Genomic DNA, 20,191 nt, shown 5'->3' with positions numbered 1-20,191 from the left:
CCGTCATCGAGACGAGCTGCCCGGCCCGGGAGTTCCCCTCTGAGCACGAATACCTTCCAAGTGGATTCCACTGAGCCACCGCCGAAGTGTGCTTGAGAGAAATCGCTTGACCAGGATAGGATCCACCGTTCCCACCCGAATGGCAGGATCGCAATGACCCGCAACCCTATCGAGACGCTGTCCAGTCGCGCGCGGCGATGGGCAATCGGGTTGACCGAGCAGAAGAGCGTCACCGGCACGGACGGCGAGGCTGCCTTCGGCCCGTGGCTGGCGGCGGAACTCCGAGAGGAGACGGCATTTCAGAACGCGGAGGTCTGGACGATCGAGGTCGGACCTCAGGACGGCCGTCACTGCGTGGCGATGCTCCTGCGCGGCACTGGTCGCTCGACCGTGCTCTTGACCGGTCACTACGACACCGTCGGGACAAGCGACTACGGACAGTTGGAGCCTCTGGCCACTCGGCCCGACGCGTTGACAAAGGCGTTGCACGGTTCCCTCGTCGCCGCGAACGCTCCAGCCGCCATCCTGGCGCACCATGATTTCGCGAGCGGGGAATTCCTTGCCGGACGCGGCCTTCTCGACATGAAAGCGGGCCTTGCAGCGGGGCTGGCCGTATGCGCCGAATTTGCCGAAAGTGCAAAGCCGGCTGGAAATCTGCTTTTTATCGCCGTGCCGGACGAGGAGAACAATTCCGCCGGCGCCCGCAAGGCGGCACAGATGCTGCCTGAACTCTGTAAAGAGCGCGACCTCGATTTGGTCGCGGTGATCAATCTCGATGCGATCGCGGATGATGGCGACGGCAGCAAGGGTCGCGTCATCGCTCTGGGAACCGTCGGCAAGCTGCTTCCAGCCGCCTGCGTGGTTGGTGTTCCCACACATAGCGGCTTTCCCCTGAATGGCCTCAATGCCGGCGCGATCGCCGCGGCAATCGCCGCGCGGGTCGAATGGGCGCCCGAGCTCACCGACATGTGCGGCACCGAACCCGGCACCCCGCCCAGCCTGCTCGGGATTCGGGACGGAAAGACGGGGTATGATGTCACGACACCGCGGACCGCCCATGCCACTTTCAATGTGCTGAGTTATCGCCGGGCGCCCAGTGAGGTGCTCGACCGGTTCGACAGCCTATGCGCCGAAGCGGCCTCGCGTCTTTTACAGGAGCTCCGGCGGCGCGTCTCCGCTCAGCACGAAACAGGTCTGCTGGAGATGGTGCAATCGATCCCGGTCCATCGGTATGAGACTCTGCTGGCGCGTCTCGAAGAACCGGAGCGGATGCGGCTCGAAGCTGTTTCCGCTTCGATCGCCGCCGGCGACCAGCCCCTGCCCGAGAAGTGCCGATTGATAACCGAGCAGGCCTGGGAACTCAGCCGCTTGGCCGGACCAGCCATCGTGACGGGCTTCGGATCCATTCCCTATCTGCCGACGAACCTTTCCGCGCAGCCGGCAGCCGCCAGGCTGCGAGCCGCTGCCGTCGAGGTGGCCGACGAGGCAGCGGCTCGCTATGGCAGCGTGGTCACCTGCGCGGACTATTTCGCCGGGATTTCGGACATGAGCTTCTTTGGCGAAGCGGCCGAATCCTCCCTCGACGTCGTCGCCCGCAACACACCAGCCTGGAAAGACAGCGTGCGCTGGCCCCTCACGCGAGCCCTGGCCAACATACCGACAATCAACATCGGTCCGTGGGGACGCGATTATCACACGCCGCTCGAACGATTGCATGTCGGCTATGCGTTCGACGTCCTGCCGCAGCTCATTCGCGATGTCTGCACCAGGATCCTTCGGCCCGACGCGACCTGACAAGTACCAAAGCGGAAGCGGCCCCATTTGGCCGCCGCCTTCGGCCTGCGACTATGACTATTCGGCTGCCTTCCTGTCGAACATCTGCTCGCTCTGCGCACCAGAGCTTGGCCGTGGCGGCGAAAGCATTGGCTCCTCGCCCATCGGTGCGCCGGGCACCAGGGAGAACTCGCCCTTGCCGTCCATCGACGGGCCTTCGCTCCAGCGTCCCTGCGCCGGTGCTACACCTTCGATGAAACAGTTGATGAAGGCATAGGATACGTCCTGACGCTCTTTCTCCTGCGGGAAGGAATTGGGCACCGGCAGAGACGCAGTCAGGCCCCCCATGTCCTCGATCGCCGCCAGCCACTGCTGCTGATGCATGGTGTCGCGCGCAATGAGGAATGACAGCATGTCCTTCATTCCGGCATCGTTGGTCATGTTGTAGAGGCGGGTCGCAAGCACGCGTCCGCTTCCTTCCGCGGTTACGTTGGCGACCATATCGGCGGCAAGATTGCCGCTGGCATAAACATGCGAAGCATTGAAGGGAACACCGTTGGAGTTTTCCGGCAGGGCGGCGAGCCCAGTCGACAAGATATGACGGAAATTCATCCCGTTGAGGACAGAGCCGCCGACCGCATCGGACGACACGTCCTCCTGCAGCGAAAGCGGTGCCCCTTCGAGATTGAGCGCGACCGCGGTCGCCAGCATCTCGATATGGGCGAGCTCCTCGGTGGCTGTGTTCAACAGCAGGTCGCGGTACTTGGCCGGTCCACGGCACCCCCACGCCTGAAAGAAATACTGCAAGGCGACACGAATTTCGCCTTCCACTCCGCCTATGGCCTGCTGTAAGGCGCGTGCAAAGATTGGGTTCGGCGTCTCGACTCGAACCGGGAACTGCAATTTCTTGTCGGTGTAATACATGGCTGACTCTCCGTTTGAAGTCAGCCGAACCTCAGCCCGGAAGCATTGTTCCGCCCGGGTAGGCGTTTAATTTGGAAAGAACTGGCAACGGATCGCCTCGTGTCAACGGAACTCAATTGCACGACGACGACAGCCGCTCCGGCCGGTCGAACGCAGTCGTGCCGGCCGGCAGACCAGGATCATGCAACCTTGGAAAACAGAGCCACGTCACATCGGGCCAAGCCGTAGCGCCACCGGTGGTCGGTCGCGGCAACCCGGCTTTGGTAAAACAGGGAAAGCTGGCTGCCTTCGATCATCACCGTTGAATGACCGTTCTCGCCCGGCTGGCCTGGTTCGAGTACCGGGCCTATGGACACGTAAGGTCCGGCAACCTCGTCAGCGATGGCAAAAAACACGCGCTGGCGATTCCCACGAAGGCCATTTGGAAGAAAGCAAGTGGCGTTCAGAAGCACTCGGCCATCCGGCAACTCGACCAGTTGGGCACCTTCTATGCCCCATTCATAGTCGGGGTCCTCTCTCGTATTGTGATGAGGGACATCAGCGTGATCGAGGATCTTGCCGATCCGCTTCCACGGCCCGAACCACGAGTCGGACTGGCTGCGTGCGAGATAGATGTCGGGCTGCGGCACCCTGTTGAATTTCGGCATGGCAGAGTAAACGAGATAGCGCTTGCCACCAATGACCGCCGGATGCGGATCGTAGATGCCATCCTCTTCCGTGTCGGGGATGGCGAGAATGGCCGGGCTGAGAACCACCCAATGGCAGCCGTCGTTGGAAACCGCATGCTCGCAGCGGCCCCCGGATTTCATGAACTCGGTCTGGATGAACATATGGAAGACGCCACTTTCGTGGATGACGCCCGGAGCCGCGACCCCGGTCCCGTTGATGGGAAGCTCGATCGCTTCGTGCTCGGTCCAAGGCCCATAGAGGTCGGGGGCCGTGGCGTGCAGGATCCTCCACGTCTCGGTCGTCACCGTCCCGCTTGAGCCGAACACATGCCACAGCCTGCCATCGAAGACGGGGCATGGGTCCTTGAGATCATCCACGCTTTGCGGATGGAACAGCGGAAACACGTTGGTATCGAAGTCGATCTTCATCTTAGCCCCGGAATTTGCCCTTGCCCCGGACCCGCCCAAGCCGCGGGCGAATCAAGTTGATGTCCGGCACATTTTATAGCCAGCAAGTTCAACGCAAATACGGCGAAGGCGGTTCTCCACCAGCAAACTTGGTCGGGGCAGTTTCGATGACCGCCATTTGAGACAGCCAGTCTGCCTCCGCGCAGCCGGCGCTTTGCATTCGTCCAATCCGAAGCGGCGACCGAGGCTCTCCGTTTCACCTTGGAACAACTCACCTACCCGAAAGTTAGGAGCTGAAACCGAAGTCTAGTTCTCCCTCATCCCCGATTAACAAATGTTAGTCGAAACACAAACCACCGTCTATAAAAGGAATATCTCAATGGAAGCAGCCTTGGGCAGGGTCACCGTCAGTAAACAGGCTGGCAGGCAAAATCTACTGGTTTGCTTCTCTCATTTAAGGTGGAACTTCGTTCATCAACGCCCGCAGCATATCCTCACACTCGCATCCATGCAGCAGAGGGTTGTCTACTTTGAAGAACCTGTCTTTGAAGAACTGCCGCAGCCGCTAATGCGGACGAGCGAGGCCTCGCCAAACATTCTGATTGTGACACCAGTGCTCCCGGTCGGCACGTCGGCTGCGAAAGCAGATGCCACGCAGCGCAGATTTGTTCAGCAGACAATCGCTTCTATGCCGCACAGCCGGCTGATCGCCTGGTATTATACGCCAATGGCTCTCCGCTTCACGGAGTACCTTGAGCCTGACATATGTGTCTATGATTGCATGGACGAACTCTCGGCGTTCAAGAATGCGCCGCCTGAATTGAGGCAGATGGAAAAGGCGCTTCTGCACCGCGCCGATCTTGTTTTCACCGGCGGCCTGAGCTTGTTCGAGACCAAGCGCCACCTGCATCACGCGATCTATCCCTTTCCGAGCAGCATCGACGTGAACCACTTTCACAAGGCCAGGAAGCCGGGAAAAGACCCGGCCGATCAGGCCGGCATTCCTCACCCGAGGGTCGGCTATTTCGGCGTCATCGACGAGCGGCTGGACGTCGATCTCGTGGCCCAGGCGGCGGAGACCATGCCGGACGTGCATTTCGTCATGCTCGGCCCGGTGGTCAAGATCGACGCTGCAAGCCTGCCGCGCGCCGAGAACCTTCACTGGCTGGGCGGGAAAGCCTACCGCGATCTGCCCGACTACCTGCGCCATTGGGATGCCGGCTGGATGCCGTTCGCCCTCAATGAAGCGACCCGCTTCATCAGCCCGACCAAGACGCCGGAGTTCCTCGCGGCGGGGCTGCCGGTAGTCTCGACGGCGATCGTGGACGTGGTGCGCAGCTACGGCGCTGCCGGGCTGGTGGAAATCGCCGACAGCGACGATCTGGAAACCAAGCTCCGCTCGGCTCTTTCGCGACCGCGCCAGATGCTCCGGCAACAAGTCGACGCCTACCTTGCGGATACCTCCTGGGAGCGAACATGGAATGCCATGGCGGCTCACATCGAGCGCGCCCATGAACGCAAGAAAATCGTCCCTCTTCGCAGGAGCGCTTAGCCATGTTCGACTGGCTGGTCGTCGGGGCGGGTTTTGCCGGCAGCGTGCTTGCCGAAAGGATAGCCTCGCAGCGTCACGAAAGCGTCCTGCTGGTAGATCGTCGCGGCCATGTCGGCGGCAATGCGTATGATTGCTACAATGAAGCCGGCATCCTGATCCACCGCTACGGTCCGCATATCTTCCACACCAACAGCCAGGCAATCGTGGACTACCTGTCGCAGTTCACCGAGTGGCGGTCATACGAGCACAGGGTGTTGGCGGCGGTGGACGGGAAACTCGTTCCCATCCCGATTAATCTCGACACGATCAACAGCCTTTATGGACTGGAACTGACCTCGGCCCAGTTGGAGGAATTCTTCGCGTCGCGACGCGAGACTGTGGAGGACGTTCGCACGGCCGAGGATGTCGTTGTCAGCACGGTGGGCCGCGAGCTCTACGAAAAATTCTTCCGTGGCTACACCAGGAAGCAATGGGGCGTCGATCCCAGTCAACTGAGCAAGTCGGTGACGGCACGAGTGCCGACCAGGACCAACCGTGACGACCGCTATTTCAGCGATATTTTCCAGAAAATGCCGGCCGGCGGATACACCAGGATGTTCGAACGCATGCTCGACCATCCGAACATCAAGATCATGCTGCAGACCGATTTCCGCGAAATCCGTGAGAAGATCCCGTTCAGGCGGATGATCTATACCGGTCCGATCGACGAATATTTCGGGTGGCAGCTTGGGCATCTTCCCTATCGCTCGCTGCGTTTCGAGCACGTCACCCTGGACCGCGAGCAGTTTCAGCCGGTCGCCGTCGTCAATTATCCGCAGACGCAAGATTACACCCGCATCACCGAGTACAAACATCTGACCGGCCAGCAGAACGCGCGGACCAGCCTGACTTACGAATACCCGACGGATATCGGCGACCCGTACTACCCGGTGCCGCGAGCCGAAAACGAAGCGCTCTACAAGCGCTACGAAGCGCTCTCCGCAACCTGTCCCGACGTGTGGTTTGTCGGCCGCCTGGCAACATACCGCTACTACAACATGGACCAGGTGGTCGGACAGGCTCTGGCCACTTTCGCTCGCATCCAGAAAAGTCTGCCGGAATGGGCGGGCACTGGAAGGACGTCCCTGGCCGGACTGGTGGCGAGTTCTCCCGCACATGGGAGCTGAATTAACCGCGGCAGAAAACAGAAGGAGAATTGCGATGGATACAAACTTCAACTCGGAGAGCCGTTCGATATTCATTGTTGGCTTGCGCAACGCCCATGCCATGGAGAACCAAGCGCTGTCGATCATGAAACCACAGGTCGAGCGTATCGAGAATTATCCTGAGGTGGCTGATCGCTTGCGCCGGCATATTCAAGAGACCGAGGGCCAGATCACTCGGCTCGAGACGGTCCTGGAGGGTCTCGATGAAGAGCACTCGACTCTCAAGGACACGGCCCTGTCGATGGTTGGCAGCATGGCTGCCATGGGACACTCGATGGCAGGCGACGAGATCATCAAGAACAGCCTAGCGAATTTCGCCTTCGAGAACTACGAGATCGCTGCCTACAATTCGCTCCTGGTGCTCGCCGAGGCCGGCGGCTTCCAGGATGCCGAAACGGTCCTCAAGCAAAATCTGAGCGAAGAGGAAGCGATGGCCGATTGGCTTAAGGAAAATCTGAGCGACGTGACCCTGCGGTACGCCAAGTTGCGCGCGGCGGGGGAGACCGCAAAAAGCTGATCCAACGGCCAGGGGCGGCATCCACAACGCCGCCCCCGCCTGGTTGCCGGCCGCTCCTTCAACGCGTCCGGTTTGGTGCGAACAGATCTTGCTGCCGAACCAGTTCGTCCGCGACGGGCTGGCGGAGGCGTCGCGTGCCATCCGCCTGGATGACGGAAAACAATCCCACCTCCGCATGTCGGGAATTATCCCACCCGGGGTAAGCGGTTATCGGATACAGGCAAATACCCTCGATCGGCGCTTCGAGTTTTATCGCCGCACGCACCTCGTCGCAGACATAGTGGAGCCAAGCCGCCCCGCCCGATCCCTCCGAGCCGGTTTCGGCAATGAACATCGGCTTGCCGTATCGATGAGCGACCTCGATCAGCATTTCCGACAGAGCACGGTACTCGTGGTGCCCCATCGGAATGGTCGGTCCATTTATGTACCATTGATTGTGTGGGTAGAAGTTCAGGCCCACGGCGTCGACAACATCCTCGCTGCCGCCCAACTCCGGTTCGACGCGGCCCAGCAACATGTCGTAGGCCTCGAACTGTCCCAGTCGGGCGTTTTCGGCGCGGCGCCGTTCGCCGCGGGTCCGGTCGCGAGGCGCGATGTGGATGAGCGGCTCGGCCCAGACAAATCCGCATGCCGGATCGACCTCCCGCATTGCACGAACACCGGCGATGGCAGCCTTGACGAGGTGCCGCTTGAACCATCCCCGCTTGTTCGGCCCTACGCGCGGGAAATAGCCGACCTCGACGGCCCAGGCGAAGAAGGAGATTTCGTTGATCGGACACAACAGAGGCGATGTTCCGGTTATCGAACGGTACACCCTCACGGCTTCCGCCGCGAACGAGGCATAGGCATCGATGAACTGGATGGACCCCTGATCGACATGATCCGGGGATCCATAATGGAAGATGTCCCAGATGACCTGGACCCCTGCCGATTGGGCTGCCTCGACCATAGGCATCCAACTTGACCAGTCATAGGTTCCAGGAGCGGTTTCGATCAGGTGCCAGCGTAGCCCATCGCGAATGGTGCGCAGGCCGAGTTCGGCGCAGGCCCGGTAATCGCCGAGGGCATGCAAATTATGCGAAGTCGCACGAATAAGGTCGAGGCGGACGCCATCCTTGCGCCGATGCGAGGAGCACTCAAAGCCCGCCATGAAAAAACTGGCAAAGCGCGAAGCTTTCGGAGCCGACTCACCCACTTCGTGCCCGTCCGTGCGTTCCACTTCGTCCATTCGAAGTCTCCTTTGGGCAGTCGGTTTCAAACTCGGCCGCCCTGTTTGGACCGCGAATTGCCTTGGCGAAACGCCGTATCCGATCAGGCAAGCCGCGTTCCATTGCTCAGCTCAGCTGACCCCTCATCCTGCCTGAGCGGGGTAAAGCCGAACCGACTGGCCGAGCCTTTGTTCCGGTGGTCGACCAGCCGCGAGCTGGGTGGCGATTGGCGACATCAGGAACAAGGAGGCTCGAGCCAAGTTCGGGGCGATGTAGCACCGGCGTCGCTTAACTCGACCGGCTGCCCGGCAAACAACAGAGGCGCGGGATCACATGACCGTTCAAATTCAACTTTCCGATATCGACCACGCCAGGCGCGAGGATCGTGGCGACGGTGCTTGGAGCATCGCACCGGATCTGGGTTATTTGCGGCTGGCAATCGTCAATGTCGTGTTCTTCGGCGCACCGGGCAGCGGAGACCGGAAATGGGTGCTGATCGATACCGGGTTGCCGACGTCCCGGAGCAGCATCCTTGCCGTGGCGGAGAAGCGCTTCGGGATTGACGCGCGGCCGGCTGCGATCATCTTGACGCACGGCCATTTCGACCATGTGGGAACGGTTCTGGACCTGGCGAATACGTGGGACGTGCCTGTCTTCGCGCACCCGCTCGAGCGCCCCTATTTGGACGGGACCACATCCTATCCGCCGCCGGACCCCTGGGTCGGCGGTGGACTGATGGCGCTGCTCTCGCCGCTATTTCCACGCGGGCCGATCGATCTTGGCAACCGTCTGGAACTCTTGCCGGCCGACGGTTCGATCCCCGGAATGCCCGGATGGCAGTGGCTGCACACGCCAGGACACGCCCCGGGGCATATTTCGCTCTGGCGCGAGGAGGACCGCTCGCTGATCGTAGGGGACGCTTTCATCACCACAGGCCAGGAGTCGGTCTATGAGGTTGCCGTTCAGGATCTCGAGATGCACGGTCCGCCACGCTATTTCACGCCGGACTGGGATGCGGCGGAAAGATCGGTGAAGCGCCTGGCCGCGCTGAAGCCGCAGATGGTCATCAGTGGACATGGGGCGGCGGCGGCTGGCATGGGCATGCGTCAAGCTCTTGACAGCCTGGCTGATCGGTTCACGGAGTTTGCCGTGCCGCCGAAAATGAAGTTCGTGCGCGAGCCGGCGACGGTTCCAAATAGCTGAGCCTGTCCGAGCGCGCTCCGCTGCTGCTCTCAAGATTGTCAAAAACGCGCCGGCTTTGCCGCTCGGGCGGCCCAAGACGGGCGGCGGCGGAACAAACGCCACGGGCGCCAGTTAGGGCGTTCGTTGGGCGGCAGGCGACACCAGGCGTTTCTCGAATTCTGCGTCAGGGAAGACTTAGATGGAAAACGCGAAGAACGCGTGCCCTCACGACGCGTCCTCCCCGAGATGCGTGGCGCAGCCACTGTTATTGCCACCCACCTTCAAGCCGGCGCGTTCGCTGCTCTGGATACCCGCAGCCGCATTCTTGCCCGGCTGCGCGGGGGGCGTGCTCGACCCGCAAGGGCCAATTGGCGCGGGCAATCGCACGATCCTTTTGAACTCGCTGGCGGTGATGCTGGTGATCGTCATTCCGACGCTGATCGCACTGCTGGCCTTCGCTTGGAAGTTCCGCGCCTCGAACAGCAATGCCCGCTACGACCCGGAATTCACCTATTCCGGTCGGATCGAGTTGATCGTCTGGTCGATCCCGACGCTCACCATCCTCTTCCTTGGCGGACTGATCTATTACGGTTCCTATCACCTCGATCCGCGCAAACCGATCGCCTCGGCGCGGCCACCGCTCGACATCCAAGTGGTGGCGCTCGATTGGAAATGGCTGTTCCTCTATCCCGAGCAGGGAGTTGGGGCGGTCAACCAGCTGGTCATCCCGGCCGGCGTTCCCGTGCATTTCAAGCTGACCTCGGCCAGCGTGATGAACACGTTCTTCGTGCCTCAGCTTGGCAGCATGGTCTATGTCATGAACGGCATGCAGACCGAGTTGCATCTGCAGGCCGACCGCGAGGGGAGCTATTTCGGTCAGTCGGCGCATTTCAGCGGCGACGGATTCTCGGACATGAACTTCAGCGTGACCGCGGTTTCGCCTGATGCGTTCACCCGCTGGACGTCATCGTTGCGTGGCGGCGGCGGCGTGCTCAACGCCGACGCTTACCGCGAGCTCGCCCGGCAAAGCACAAACCTGCCGCCGGCTTCGTTCGGCCACGTGCAGCCCGGGCTGTTCGAAGCGGTTGTTCAGCAGACGCTGCCGCCCGGCCCCGGCCCCGCTGAAAGTGCCGGCAGCGGTGAGCCACAGGTCAGTCCGAAGGCGTTACGAGCGGCGGCCATGGCGCACCACCAGCGGGCAGAAGGGGGAGAATGACGATGCTCGGCAAGCTCGATTGGTCGGCGATTCCGTTCGACCAACCTATCCCCCTCGGTGCGGCCTTCGCGGTGTTCCTCGCCGCGGCAGCGGTGCTCTGCTGGATAAGTCTCAAGGGATATTGGCCCTATCTGTGGAGCGAGTGGATAACTTCGGTCGACCACAAACGCATCGGCGTGATGTACATCGTGCTCGCGATGCTCATGCTTTTGCGTGGCTTCGTCGATGCCATCATGATGCGCACGCAACAGGTGCTGGCCATCCACGGTCCAGGCTATCTTCCGCCCGAGCATTACGACCAGATCTTTTCGGCGCACGGCACGATCATGATCTTCTTCGCGGCAATGCCTTTCATCATCGGACTGATGAATTTCGTCGTGCCACTGCAGCTTGGCATCCGCGATGTCGCCTTTCCGACACTCAACTCAGTCAGCTTCTGGTTGACGGCTACCGGAGCCCTGCTGGTCAACATCTCGCTTGTCATTGGCGAGTTCGCGCGCACCGGCTGGTTGCCCTATGCGCCCTTGTCGGAAACCACCTACTCGCCGGGCGTCGGTGTCGACTATTATCTGTGGTCGATCCAGATCTCCGGCGTCGGCACGCTGCTGACCGGCGTGAACCTGGTGACGACCATCCTCAAGATGCGTGCGCCGGGAATGGGGTATCTGCGCATGCCGATGTTCTGCTGGACATCGCTGGCATCCAACCTGCTCATCGTCGCGGCCTTCCCGATCCTCACCGCCACGCTCGCGATGCTGACGCTGGACCGCTATCTCGGCTTCCATTTCTTCACCAACGAAGCCGGCGGAAATCAGATGATGTTCGTCAACCTGATCTGGGCTTGGGGCCATCCCGAGGTTTACATCCTGGTGCTTCCAGCCTTCGGGATTTTTTCCGAGATCTTCTCGACCTTCTCGTCAAAGCCGCTGTTCGGATATCGTTCGATGGTCGCGGCGACGATGTTCATCTGCATCGTCTCGTTCATGGTCTGGCTGCACCATTTCTTCACAATGGGCGCCGGTGCCGACGTCAATGCCGCGTTTGGCATCGCCACCTCGGTGATCGCCGTCGGCACCGGCGTAAAAATCTACAATTGGCTCTTTACCATGTATGGCGGGCGCGTTCGCTTCGACACGCCCATGCTTTGGGCGCTGGCTTTCGTCACCACCTTCACCGTCGGCGGCATGACCGGCGTCCTGCTTGCCGTCCCGCCCGCCGACTTCGTGCTGCACAACTCGCTTTTCCTCGTGGCACATTTCCACAACGTCATCATCTCGGGCGTGCTGTTCGGCGCCTTTGCCGGCTTCACCTACTGGTTCCCCAAGGCATTCGGCTTCCGGTTGCACGAAGCTTGGGGGAAGGCGGCATTTTGGGTCACCTTGGTCGGCTACATGCTGGTCTTCGTGCCACTCTATATCGTCGGCCTGCTTGGCATGACGCGGCGCCTTCAGCACATCGACATGGATCTTTGGGCGCCGTGGCTGGTGGTGGCCGCGTTCGGCGTGCTGGTGATGATTATCGGCGCCGCGCTGCAGATCATGCAGCTGGTGGTTTCGATCCGGCATCGCGACAAGCTTCGCGACGAGACCGGCGACCCGTGGGACGGGCGTTCGCTGGAGTGGTCGACATCCTCCCCTCCGCCCGCCTTCAACTTTGCGCGGCTGCCGCACGTCGAGAACGAAGAACCCTACTGGAGCATCAAGCAGCGGGGGATCGAGGAGCAGGGCGCGGAAACGGAGGCCGCGTACGAGCCCATCGAGATGCCGCGCAACAGCCCGACAGGCTTCGTCACCGCTTTTTTCAGCACGCTGATCGGCTTCGCGCTGATCTGGCACATTTGGTGGCTGGCGATCGTCGGCTTCATCGGCGCCTACGCCACCTTCGTCGTCTTCGCCTGGCGCGATCATGGCGACTACGAGATCCCCGCCGATGAGGTCGCGCGAATAGACCGAAACGGCCGAGCCGCGCGGCTTGCCTTCCTGCGCAGCTGGGAACGTCCGGTATGAGCGATCACGCCTTCACCAGCGACATCAGCGCCGACGGCCAGACACGCGACCAATACCGGGTCAATCGCACCGGCAGCCATGGTGCAAGATCCGCGACGGGCCACGGACAGGGCGGCCCAGCGTCGAAGTTCGTCACCGTTGCCTACGGGTTCTGGATCTTTCTGCTGTCCGACATCATCATGTTCTCGGCCTTCTTCGCCGCCTATGCCGTGCTCGCCAAGGCAACCGCCGACGGGCCGGCCGGCAAGGATCTGTTCGAGCCCACGCGCGTTGCGGTGCAAACGGGCCTTCTGCTCAGTTCGAGCTTCACCGGCGGCTTGGCAACGCTCGCGAGCCACCGCAGATCGATGGCTGCCACCCAGTTCTGGCTGCTGGTTACCGGCCTGCTCGGGGCAGCCTTCCTGCTCCTGGAGGTGCAGGAGTTCGCGGCGATGGCCGGCGAGCAGGCAGGCCCGTCTCGCAGCGCATTTCTTTCAGCCTTTTTCGCACTCGTTGGTTGCCACGGGACCCACGTCGCACTTGGCCTGCTCTGGCTAGGCACCATGATGGCGCAGCTGTGGGTCAAGGGTTTTCGACCCGATATTTTGCGGCGGCTCCACTGCTTCGGGCTCTTCTGGCACGCGCTCGACATCATCTGGGTTGCAATCTTCACCCTGGTTTATCTGTTAGGAGTATCGCCATGACCGAAATCGGGGGCGAGAGCGGGGCCGGCGAGACGCCAGACCGCCGCGATTCAGCGCCGGGCGAGGAACGCATAACCGAGCACGAAATGGCGGGGGGCCTCTCTGGCTACCTGCTCGGCTTCGGCCTGGCCATCCTGCTGACGATTGCTTCGTTCCTGGCGGCTCAGACCAACCTGATCTACCAGCCGGCGGTGATTTCGGCTCTGGTGGTGCTCGCTGTCGCGCAGATGGGGGTGCATCTTGTCTTCTTTCTCCACCTGACGACCGGACCGGACAACACCAACAACGTCCTGGCCCTGGCCTTCGGCGTGCTGATCGTGGCGCTGGTGGTTCTGGGCTCAGTCTGGATCATGGCCCATCTGGATCAGAACATGGCTGCCATGACGGCCCATCAAGCCGGAGTGATGCCTTGAGCGAACCGCACGCCGGACACGGCATTAGCTGACTTTCGCTCGCCTCGTCACGCGTTTCAGGCGGGAACTTTGGTTCGGGCAGCAAGTTCGGACGCCATCGGAGACAACAGGCTCGCGGTAGATGGGCGCCCAGATCAATCACTTCGTCAAGGATATCCTCATCGAGGTCGCCGAAATGCTTCCGGCCGTGACTCAAAGGGAAAGAACGCCGGCTGACGAACTGCCCGTCGAAGCGCCGGACTTTCCCCACGATCTGGAACCGGTGATCCGAGCGAACCCATCATGGGCGGCGCCGCGCCGGCCGGGCTGCACGCAAGGCACCGAGCACCGAGCGGACGGCATCGATACCTGAGCCGCGAGACTGGATCGGGGGCCTGAAAATCAGCCGGCCGTTGCGGAACTCGAAGCCCTGTGCGTTTTTAAAGCGCCATTTTGATGCCACCGGCTTCTTGCGGAAGGTAATCGCGATCCCTTCTGGTCCCACATCGACTTTGCTGATGCCCAGGTCCGCCGCGGCTATGCGCAACCTGGTCAGTTCCAGTAAATCCGCCACTTCGCCGGGCATGTCTCCAAAGCGGTCCTCAAGCTCTTCGCCGAATGCATCGAGGTCCGTCTCGGCAGCCAAACGAGACAGCCTCGCATAGAGGCTGACGCGCACCGTCGGCTCGTTGACGTAACTTTCGGGAAAGGCCCCTTTTCCGGCGCCGTTGATGTCGGCAAGCTGCTTGTCGGTATCGGCCCCTCCCGCAGCCAGCGAGACCGCCCGCTGCAGAAAATGTTGGTAAAGGCCTGCTCCGATCAGCTTCATGTGTCCGGCTTGATCTTCGCCGAAAAGGTCTCCTGCCCCGCGCAGGTCGAGGTCCCTTTGGCTGATCGCAAGGCCGGAGCCAAGCCGATCGAGCGCAATCATGGTCGAAAGTCGGGCTCTTGTGCCTTCGGCCAGTTCGACGCCAGGCTCGGTCAGAAGAAGAGCAATAGCCTGCACCGCCCCCCTTCCGACCCGGCCGCGAAGCTGGTGCAGCTGTGCCAGACCGAACCTGTCCGCTCGCCAGATCAGTATGGTGTTGGCCCGCGGCACGTCGAGGCCGCTCTCGATGATGTCGGTGCTCAACAGGACGTCGCCGTCACCGTCAGCGAACCCGACCATGATGTCGTCCAGTTGTCTCCCTTTCATTTCGCCATGCGCCGTCTTGACCGCGAGTTCCGGCACCACTCTGTTTAGCTGCAGGCGAACCGGATCGATGTCTTCGATGCGCGGAACCACCAGGAAGCTCTGTCCGCCCCGACGAAACTCGCGCAAAAGGGCGGCTCTTGCCGAAGCTGGATCGAAGGGCGCCAGGATGGTGCGAACGGGACGTCTTTTGGCGGGCGGAGAGTTGAGGACGCTGACCTCCTGGACGCCTGACACCGCCGATTGCAGCGTCCGCGGTATCGGCGTGGCGCTCATGCTCAGCGTATGAAGGCAGGGCGCCATGTTCCGCAGCGCCTGCTTCAGCTTGACACCGAACCGGTGCTCCTCGTCGATCACCAGCAGCCCGAGATTGGCGAAGCTGACGCTCTTGGCCGCCAGGGCCTGGGTACCCACAACCACCGCGACCTGACCGCTCCGCAGCCGCTCCTTCACCGCTCTCGCCTCCGCCGCTCCGACCATTCTCGAGAGGTGGGCGACGTCGAGGCCGGTTCCCGCAAATCTTCTGCTGAACGTCTCGTAGTGCTGACGTGCCAACACCGTTGTCGGCGCTATCACCGCCACCTGCTTCCCGCAGAGGGCCGCGGCGGCGCAGGCCCGCAGGGCCACCTCTGTCTTGCCGAAGCCGACGTCGCCGCAGACAAGGCGATTCATTGTTCTCCCCGACGACAGGTCGCCGAGCACGTCGCGGATGGCGGCAGCCTGGTCGGGAGTCTCGGTATAGGGAAACCGCGCCGCGAACCGGGCAAGGTCGGCGCGAGAGGGTTTTATGATCGCGGCAGGCTGGCTGGACCTGGCATTGGCAAGGTCCCTCAAGCGCTTGGCCAGCCTGTCGATATCGCGCAGCGCCGCCTTGCGTCGGTTGAGCCACCCATCGCTGTTCAAGCGATCCAGCGGCACTGCACCGGGTTCCGAGCCGTAGCGCCATATCCGCCCAAACTCACCGATCGGAACCAGCAAGGAAGCTCCGTCCTGATATTCCAGCCTGACGACATCCTGCTGCTGACCGGCCAACTCGACCTGTTCGACCGCCGCCAGCATGGCGAGGCCATGGTCCTCATGGACGACGACGTCGCCAATGCGCAACTCGGGTTCGAGTATGCTGGTGGCCGCGCTGCCGTTTGCTTTCAAGGCGTGGCCAAACAGGTCGGCCGCGGCCACCACCGCGATGCCAGATTGCTCGTCGACAAAGCCTTCGTCGAGAACGATCTCGGCCTTGAGAAGAGAGCCCCTTGGGGCCGAACGGATCCGCGGCCAGTCCGCCACTTCCCCCATTCGCCGACCAAGCTTCCGATCGAGCAGACGATCGGCTCGCTGCAGTTCGGAGGCCTCGCCCGCGAATGCCACGGTGACACCCGACCTTGTCTGCCTTTCCGCAAATTCGGCGAACCGATGCCCGGATCGCGCCTGCTGGAAGAATTTGGGAACTCGCGCGGCAGAAACGGCGAGACTCGTGCCGTGGCGTTTACGGACTGCGACGTCCCATTCTTGACGCGACAGGTAAAACTGTTCCGGCAAGGGTTTGGCGGGCGCGGCAACCTCCTGCCTTGCACCACGAGCATCTTCGATCAGGCCCAGGAAGCGGTCGAGCGGCGCGCCTTCGAGACCTTCCGCGATGGAGACACAGGCGCCGGATGCCACATCGAAGACCGACGGCATGCTGCCGTACAACGCGACGAGGCGTTCTTCCATCGACGTCTCGCGCATCGCTGCCAACTCGGGATGATCCCCTGTTGCGAAAATCAACTCGGATGCCGGCCCAACCGTGACCGACTCGCGCGACTGTTCGCTAAGCTGGCTGATGGGATCATAGGTCTTGAGTTCCCGGATGCAGCTATCTGTACCGATGACGACACGAACCGGGTGATCGGCGCCAGCAGGGAATATGTCCATGAGGTCGCCCCGAAAAGCTATCTCGCCCGGTTCGTCGACCCTTTCGTCGACACCGTATCCAATCGCCTCTGCTCTCGTTCGGAAACCATCCGCGTCGAACTCTTGTCCGAGTTCCAGAATTGTAAAACCGCCAGCAATGACTGGTGCGGGCGGCACCCGCTGGAGAGTAGTCTCGATCGACAGAACCACGATGCGCGGACGTTTTGGCTCGCTCGCGATCTCACGCAGAGCGCGAAGCCTCCGCCCCATATTGGCGCGTGTCGGCCATACCCTGTCGTAAGGCAGGCAATCCCAGGACGGCAGCAAGATGACGTCCGCGCTCGGCAGAAACTGACGCAAAGCCGCAGCGGTCTCTTCGGCACTGCGTTCCGAGGCGGCTATATGGACAATATGCTTGTTTGGACCGCTCTCAAGGGAGTCGGCCAGCGCCGCCGCGATTGCGGCGGAAGGCGAGGCGCCCTGGTCTCTCGCGAGGTCCCCGTCATTCGACGGGTGATCCATTTCTTCGATGATTTCCGTCCGCGAAATGGGTCTGTTCACTGAGGTCTCACCTTGCCACCGTCGAGAACGTCAGTGGGACCACTCCGTTCCTGAGGCGCGGATTAAAGTGTTGCAGGCAGTGGCAGCGCGCGCGGTCTTGCGTTCTATGGAGCAACGCGCCAACGATGCGGCTCTCGATGAGCCGCTTCTGTTGGCAGCAGTCACCGCCGCCGACGATGGCCGTTTAGCCGGCCATGCTTCCAGAATCTCCACAAGGACTTTGAACGAACTCGTAATAGCGCGGGCGCTACGTGTCAGCCTTTCCGACCAGCGGGCTAGAATGGCCGCCTTGCTCGGAGACCTGGTTAGAATTCGTTTGGAAATCAGAGACGCCGCCGCCGTCCACGCTCATATAAGAGGCACCGTGGGCCTGTGGCTTCAGGAGCTTCGCTTCCCGGACCAAGGACGACCAATTGAGCCCTAGCAGGGCTATCAGTTCGCGGGCGTCTTTTTCGCTGACGCTGGTTTCCTTGATCAGGCGATCAATGAAAGCTGTCTTAGGCTCATCCATGGCGAACTCCCCGAAGAGTCCGACGTAACCGCGAATGCCTACCCTACGTTCCGGCGGAGCGGCGTTAGGTATGAAAACGTACAAAGCCGTGGGTGCGTTTGTTCCGTGGGCTGCGGTTTTGATCGCGCCTTTGGCAAACCAGGTTCTGCTCATTCGGATTTCACCGCCATCCGGAACTTTTGGCTGGGATAAAAGTTCGGTGGGCAACATCAGCTAGGTAGCCATTTTGTCCCCCTCTTCGTCCTCGGATGTACTTATCCGCAAGCTTCAGACCATCTCGGACATTCGAGAAGCCGAAATCGCGGTTTTGAAAAGCATACCGATTCAGGAGAAAGATTTTTCGGCCAACCACGACCTGGTGCGTGAGGGTGACCATCCTGTTTACTCGTTTGTCGTCCTGGATGGTTTGGTCGGGTCCACCAAATACACAAGCGAAGGAAAGCGACAGATCACGTCTTTCTTCGTGGCCGGGGACATTCCCGATCTGCACGGGCTGCATCTGTCGGTCATGGATTGTAATTTCTCCACCATGACGCCGGCCCGAGTGGGCTTCATGCGACACGATGTTCTACGCAGCATCTGTGACCAGCACCCTCGCATCGCCACCGCTTTCTGGCGGTCGACGCTGATCGACGCCGCGATGTACAGGGAGTGGGTCACCAACGTTGGCAGACGTGAGGCTTACACCCGCATGGCTCACATTTTGTGCGAACTCATATTTCGCTTGCGGGCGGTCGGACGCATTCAGGATCACATTGCGGATATTCCCATAACCCAAGCCGCACTTGGCGATGCATTGGGTCTGTCGACGGTCCACGTCAACCGAATGCTTCAGGAACTACGACGTGAAGGCCTGATCGCCACCACGGGGTCGAGAATGCATGCAATCGACTGGCCCGGCCTCACTCACGCAGGGGATTTCGACACGACTTACCTGCATCAAAAGAACCCGGCAGATTAGTGGTGACGGAAGCTCTCCCATGGCACGATTTTTCTTTGACACCGGCGATCGCGATTTGGTCTTGCAGGATGAGATAGGTGTCGAATGCACTGGCCTGGAAGAGGTGCGCCGAGTCGGATTCGAAGGCCTTATCGATCTTACGAGAGACGCATTGAAAAGCGTCGACGGACAGAAATTGTTTGTCGAGGTGCGTGATGAAAATGGCGACAAGGTTCTGCGGCTAAGCCTCTCGCTTCAGATCAAATTGATGAGATGAATTCGGCCGATTTTCGCGCCATTATCGGATCAGCCCCCCACCCAACCAGCTTCAACATGGCCATCGGACTGCATCGAGCGAGAACTCTCGAAGGGCCGCGAGCCATAGATCACTCAGTGCTCGGTCATGGAGTAGATCCATGAATGCAAGTGGGTGGGCGCTTTAATCTATGTAAGTGCGCCTAGTCGGCGACCGGATTAATTGGGTCTGTGCGTGCCGGGGGACAATGCACCCTTGCTCGCACGCAGGACCCTGCTGATGACGGGCCCGAGTATCAGCCTGGAGCAAAACATGACAATTGTCGCTTCTTGGACCCTTCACCCCACCAGATCAGACCGACACGAAAGAGGTCCCATGTCTCTGGAGGATCGGTGTGATGGCTGAACACCGTCGCAAGCTCGAAGCTTCCGATCCGGCGCTTGTGGAGCAGACACAGCCCGTTACCGACCCTGGCGGCTCGTCCTTGCCAGGTTCTGGCGAACAGACGAACCTGGTCGACCTTGTTCCCGCATTGCGGGCATTCGCACGTTCGCTCAGCGGCAGCATCGACGAAGCTGACAATCTTGTCCGAGAAACACTGGTCAAAGGGATTGCAGATCTCGATGGTCTTGACGGAAGCCGGGTAAAGCCCTGGATCTTCGCCACCATGCGCAGGGCTTCCTTGGCCAGGCTTGAAGGCACAGCCCCCCAGCCTCGAGGACCGGCGAGCTGCTTGTCAGAACCTTTTGCCACGGACACACAGGAACAGATGGAAGCCGGCCCAAGGATAGCGCATGCCATTGACCTCCTGGCGGATCCGGAGCGGCAGGCCATCGTTCTGGTTTGCATGCTCGGACTGTCCTATGAAGACGCCGCCGACATCTGCGATTGCGACACAGCCACCATCAAAGGCCGGATACAGGATGCGAGGACAAGAATGGCTGTCCTGTCGGGTGTCCCGGCGGAAGCCACGCCTGAAATATCGAATTGATGGTGAGCAAAGCGCGGCAGTGTTCAACGCAAAAAAGTCGGAATGCCTGTCAGGCAGCCACGCATCACTTGCCCTGAGATAGCCTATAGCTCAACCGCCGGTTTGTTATCCATGAC

At 61.0% G+C, this 20,191-nt stretch carries 17 protein-coding genes; 12 read left to right on the top strand and 5 right to left on the bottom strand.

Going from position 1 to position 20,191, the window contains the following annotated elements:
• The first annotated feature begins 153 nt into the window (after positions 1-153).
• The gene (locus FJ954_RS06650; RefSeq protein WP_140660826.1) at positions 154-1,794 is read left to right on the top strand and encodes a M20/M25/M40 family metallo-hydrolase; all 1,641 of its coding nucleotides are present in this window, start codon (positions 154-156) and stop codon (positions 1,792-1,794) included.
• Between the two features lie 57 nt (positions 1,795-1,851).
• Here the strand turns inward: FJ954_RS06650 and FJ954_RS06645 are convergent, their stop codons facing one another.
• Together FJ954_RS06645 and FJ954_RS06640 are read right to left on the bottom strand one after the other, a co-directional pair.
• Entirely contained in the window at positions 1,852-2,697 is an 846-nt protein-coding gene (locus FJ954_RS06645; RefSeq protein WP_015316430.1) for a manganese catalase family protein, read from the bottom strand.
• A 179-nt stretch (positions 2,698-2,876) separates the two neighbouring features.
• Positions 2,877-3,794: a hypothetical protein gene (locus FJ954_RS06640; RefSeq protein WP_181177766.1), complete on the bottom strand. Its 918-nt coding sequence runs from the start codon at positions 3,792-3,794 to the stop codon at positions 2,877-2,879.
• Positions 3,795-4,152: 358 nt separating this feature from the next.
• Here FJ954_RS06640 and FJ954_RS06635 point away from each other — a divergent pair, with 358 nt between their 5' ends.
• From FJ954_RS06635 to FJ954_RS06625, 3 genes are read left to right on the top strand one after another with little or no spacing between them, the layout of a single operon-like run.
• Complete coding sequence (locus tag FJ954_RS06635; protein ID WP_140660825.1) at positions 4,153-5,325, top strand: glycosyltransferase; 1,173 nt, start codon at positions 4,153-4,155, stop codon at positions 5,323-5,325.
• A 2-nt stretch (positions 5,326-5,327) separates the two neighbouring features.
• On the top strand, positions 5,328-6,491 hold the full coding sequence (gene glf, locus FJ954_RS06630; protein WP_140660824.1) for a UDP-galactopyranose mutase: 1,164 nt from the start codon (positions 5,328-5,330) through the stop codon (positions 6,489-6,491).
• Positions 6,492-6,525: 34 nt separating this feature from the next.
• The gene (locus tag FJ954_RS06625; protein ID WP_015316426.1) at positions 6,526-7,047 is read left to right on the top strand and encodes a ferritin-like domain-containing protein; all 522 of its coding nucleotides are present in this window, start codon (positions 6,526-6,528) and stop codon (positions 7,045-7,047) included.
• Between the two features lie 58 nt (positions 7,048-7,105).
• Here FJ954_RS06625 and FJ954_RS06620 read toward each other — a convergent pair whose 3' ends face one another.
• Positions 7,106-8,275 (bottom strand): beta-glucosidase, encoded by a 1,170-nt coding sequence (locus tag FJ954_RS06620; RefSeq protein WP_181171267.1) that lies wholly within the window; start codon positions 8,273-8,275, stop codon positions 7,106-7,108.
• Positions 8,276-8,588: 313 nt separating this feature from the next.
• Between FJ954_RS06620 and FJ954_RS06615 the strand changes: the two genes are divergently transcribed.
• From FJ954_RS06615 to cyoD, 5 genes are all read left to right on the top strand, one after another.
• On the top strand, positions 8,589-9,458 hold the full coding sequence (locus FJ954_RS06615; protein WP_015316424.1) for an MBL fold metallo-hydrolase: 870 nt from the start codon (positions 8,589-8,591) through the stop codon (positions 9,456-9,458).
• Positions 9,459-9,636: 178 nt separating this feature from the next.
• Positions 9,637-10,653, top strand: coding sequence for a ubiquinol oxidase subunit II (gene cyoA / locus FJ954_RS06610; protein ID WP_140660823.1), 1,017 nt, complete (start codon positions 9,637-9,639; stop codon positions 10,651-10,653).
• Between the two features lie 2 nt (positions 10,654-10,655).
• Positions 10,656-12,659: a cytochrome o ubiquinol oxidase subunit I gene (gene cyoB, locus FJ954_RS06605; protein ID WP_181177768.1), complete on the top strand. Its 2,004-nt coding sequence runs from the start codon at positions 10,656-10,658 to the stop codon at positions 12,657-12,659.
• Positions 12,656-13,342, top strand: coding sequence for a cytochrome (ubi)quinol oxidase subunit III (locus FJ954_RS06600; RefSeq protein WP_140660821.1), 687 nt, complete (start codon positions 12,656-12,658; stop codon positions 13,340-13,342). Before cyoB ends, FJ954_RS06600 begins: the two co-directional genes overlap by 4 nt.
• Positions 13,339-13,755, top strand: a complete 417-nt coding sequence (cyoD, locus tag FJ954_RS06595) for a cytochrome o ubiquinol oxidase subunit IV (protein ID WP_140614624.1) — start codon at positions 13,339-13,341, stop codon at positions 13,753-13,755. Before FJ954_RS06600 ends, cyoD begins: the two co-directional genes overlap by 4 nt.
• Positions 13,756-14,035: 280 nt before the next feature.
• Here cyoD and FJ954_RS06590 read toward each other — a convergent pair whose 3' ends face one another.
• Positions 14,036-17,377, bottom strand: coding sequence for a DEAD/DEAH box helicase (locus FJ954_RS06590; RefSeq protein ID WP_181177765.1), 3,342 nt, complete (start codon positions 17,375-17,377; stop codon positions 14,036-14,038).
• Between the two features lie 247 nt (positions 17,378-17,624).
• Positions 17,625-18,041, bottom strand: coding sequence for a hypothetical protein (locus tag FJ954_RS31480; protein WP_041163349.1), 417 nt, complete (start codon positions 18,039-18,041; stop codon positions 17,625-17,627).
• A 73-nt stretch (positions 18,042-18,114) separates the two neighbouring features.
• Between FJ954_RS31480 and FJ954_RS06580 the strand changes: the two genes are divergently transcribed.
• The 3 genes from FJ954_RS06580 to FJ954_RS06570 all read left to right on the top strand — a co-directional run bounded on the left by FJ954_RS06580 (position 18,115) and on the right by FJ954_RS06570 (position 20,075).
• Positions 18,115-18,849 carry a Crp/Fnr family transcriptional regulator gene (locus FJ954_RS06580; RefSeq protein ID WP_015316416.1) on the top strand — a complete coding sequence of 245 codons (735 nt, stop codon included), beginning with the start codon at positions 18,115-18,117 and terminating at the stop codon, positions 18,847-18,849.
• A 19-nt stretch (positions 18,850-18,868) separates the two neighbouring features.
• Entirely contained in the window at positions 18,869-19,105 is a 237-nt protein-coding gene (locus FJ954_RS06575) for a hypothetical protein (protein WP_140660820.1), read from the top strand.
• A gap of 376 nt (positions 19,106-19,481) precedes the next feature.
• Positions 19,482-20,075: a sigma factor-like helix-turn-helix DNA-binding protein gene (locus FJ954_RS06570; RefSeq protein WP_140660819.1), complete on the top strand. Its 594-nt coding sequence runs from the start codon at positions 19,482-19,484 to the stop codon at positions 20,073-20,075.
• The last annotated feature ends 116 nt before the right edge of the window (positions 20,076-20,191 follow it).

It is taken from the genome of Mesorhizobium sp. B2-3-15 (assembly GCF_006442875.1).
Classification (GTDB): Bacteria; Pseudomonadota; Alphaproteobacteria; order Rhizobiales; family Rhizobiaceae; genus Mesorhizobium; species Mesorhizobium australicum.
This window is presented reverse-complemented; position numbering and strand designations above follow the sequence as displayed.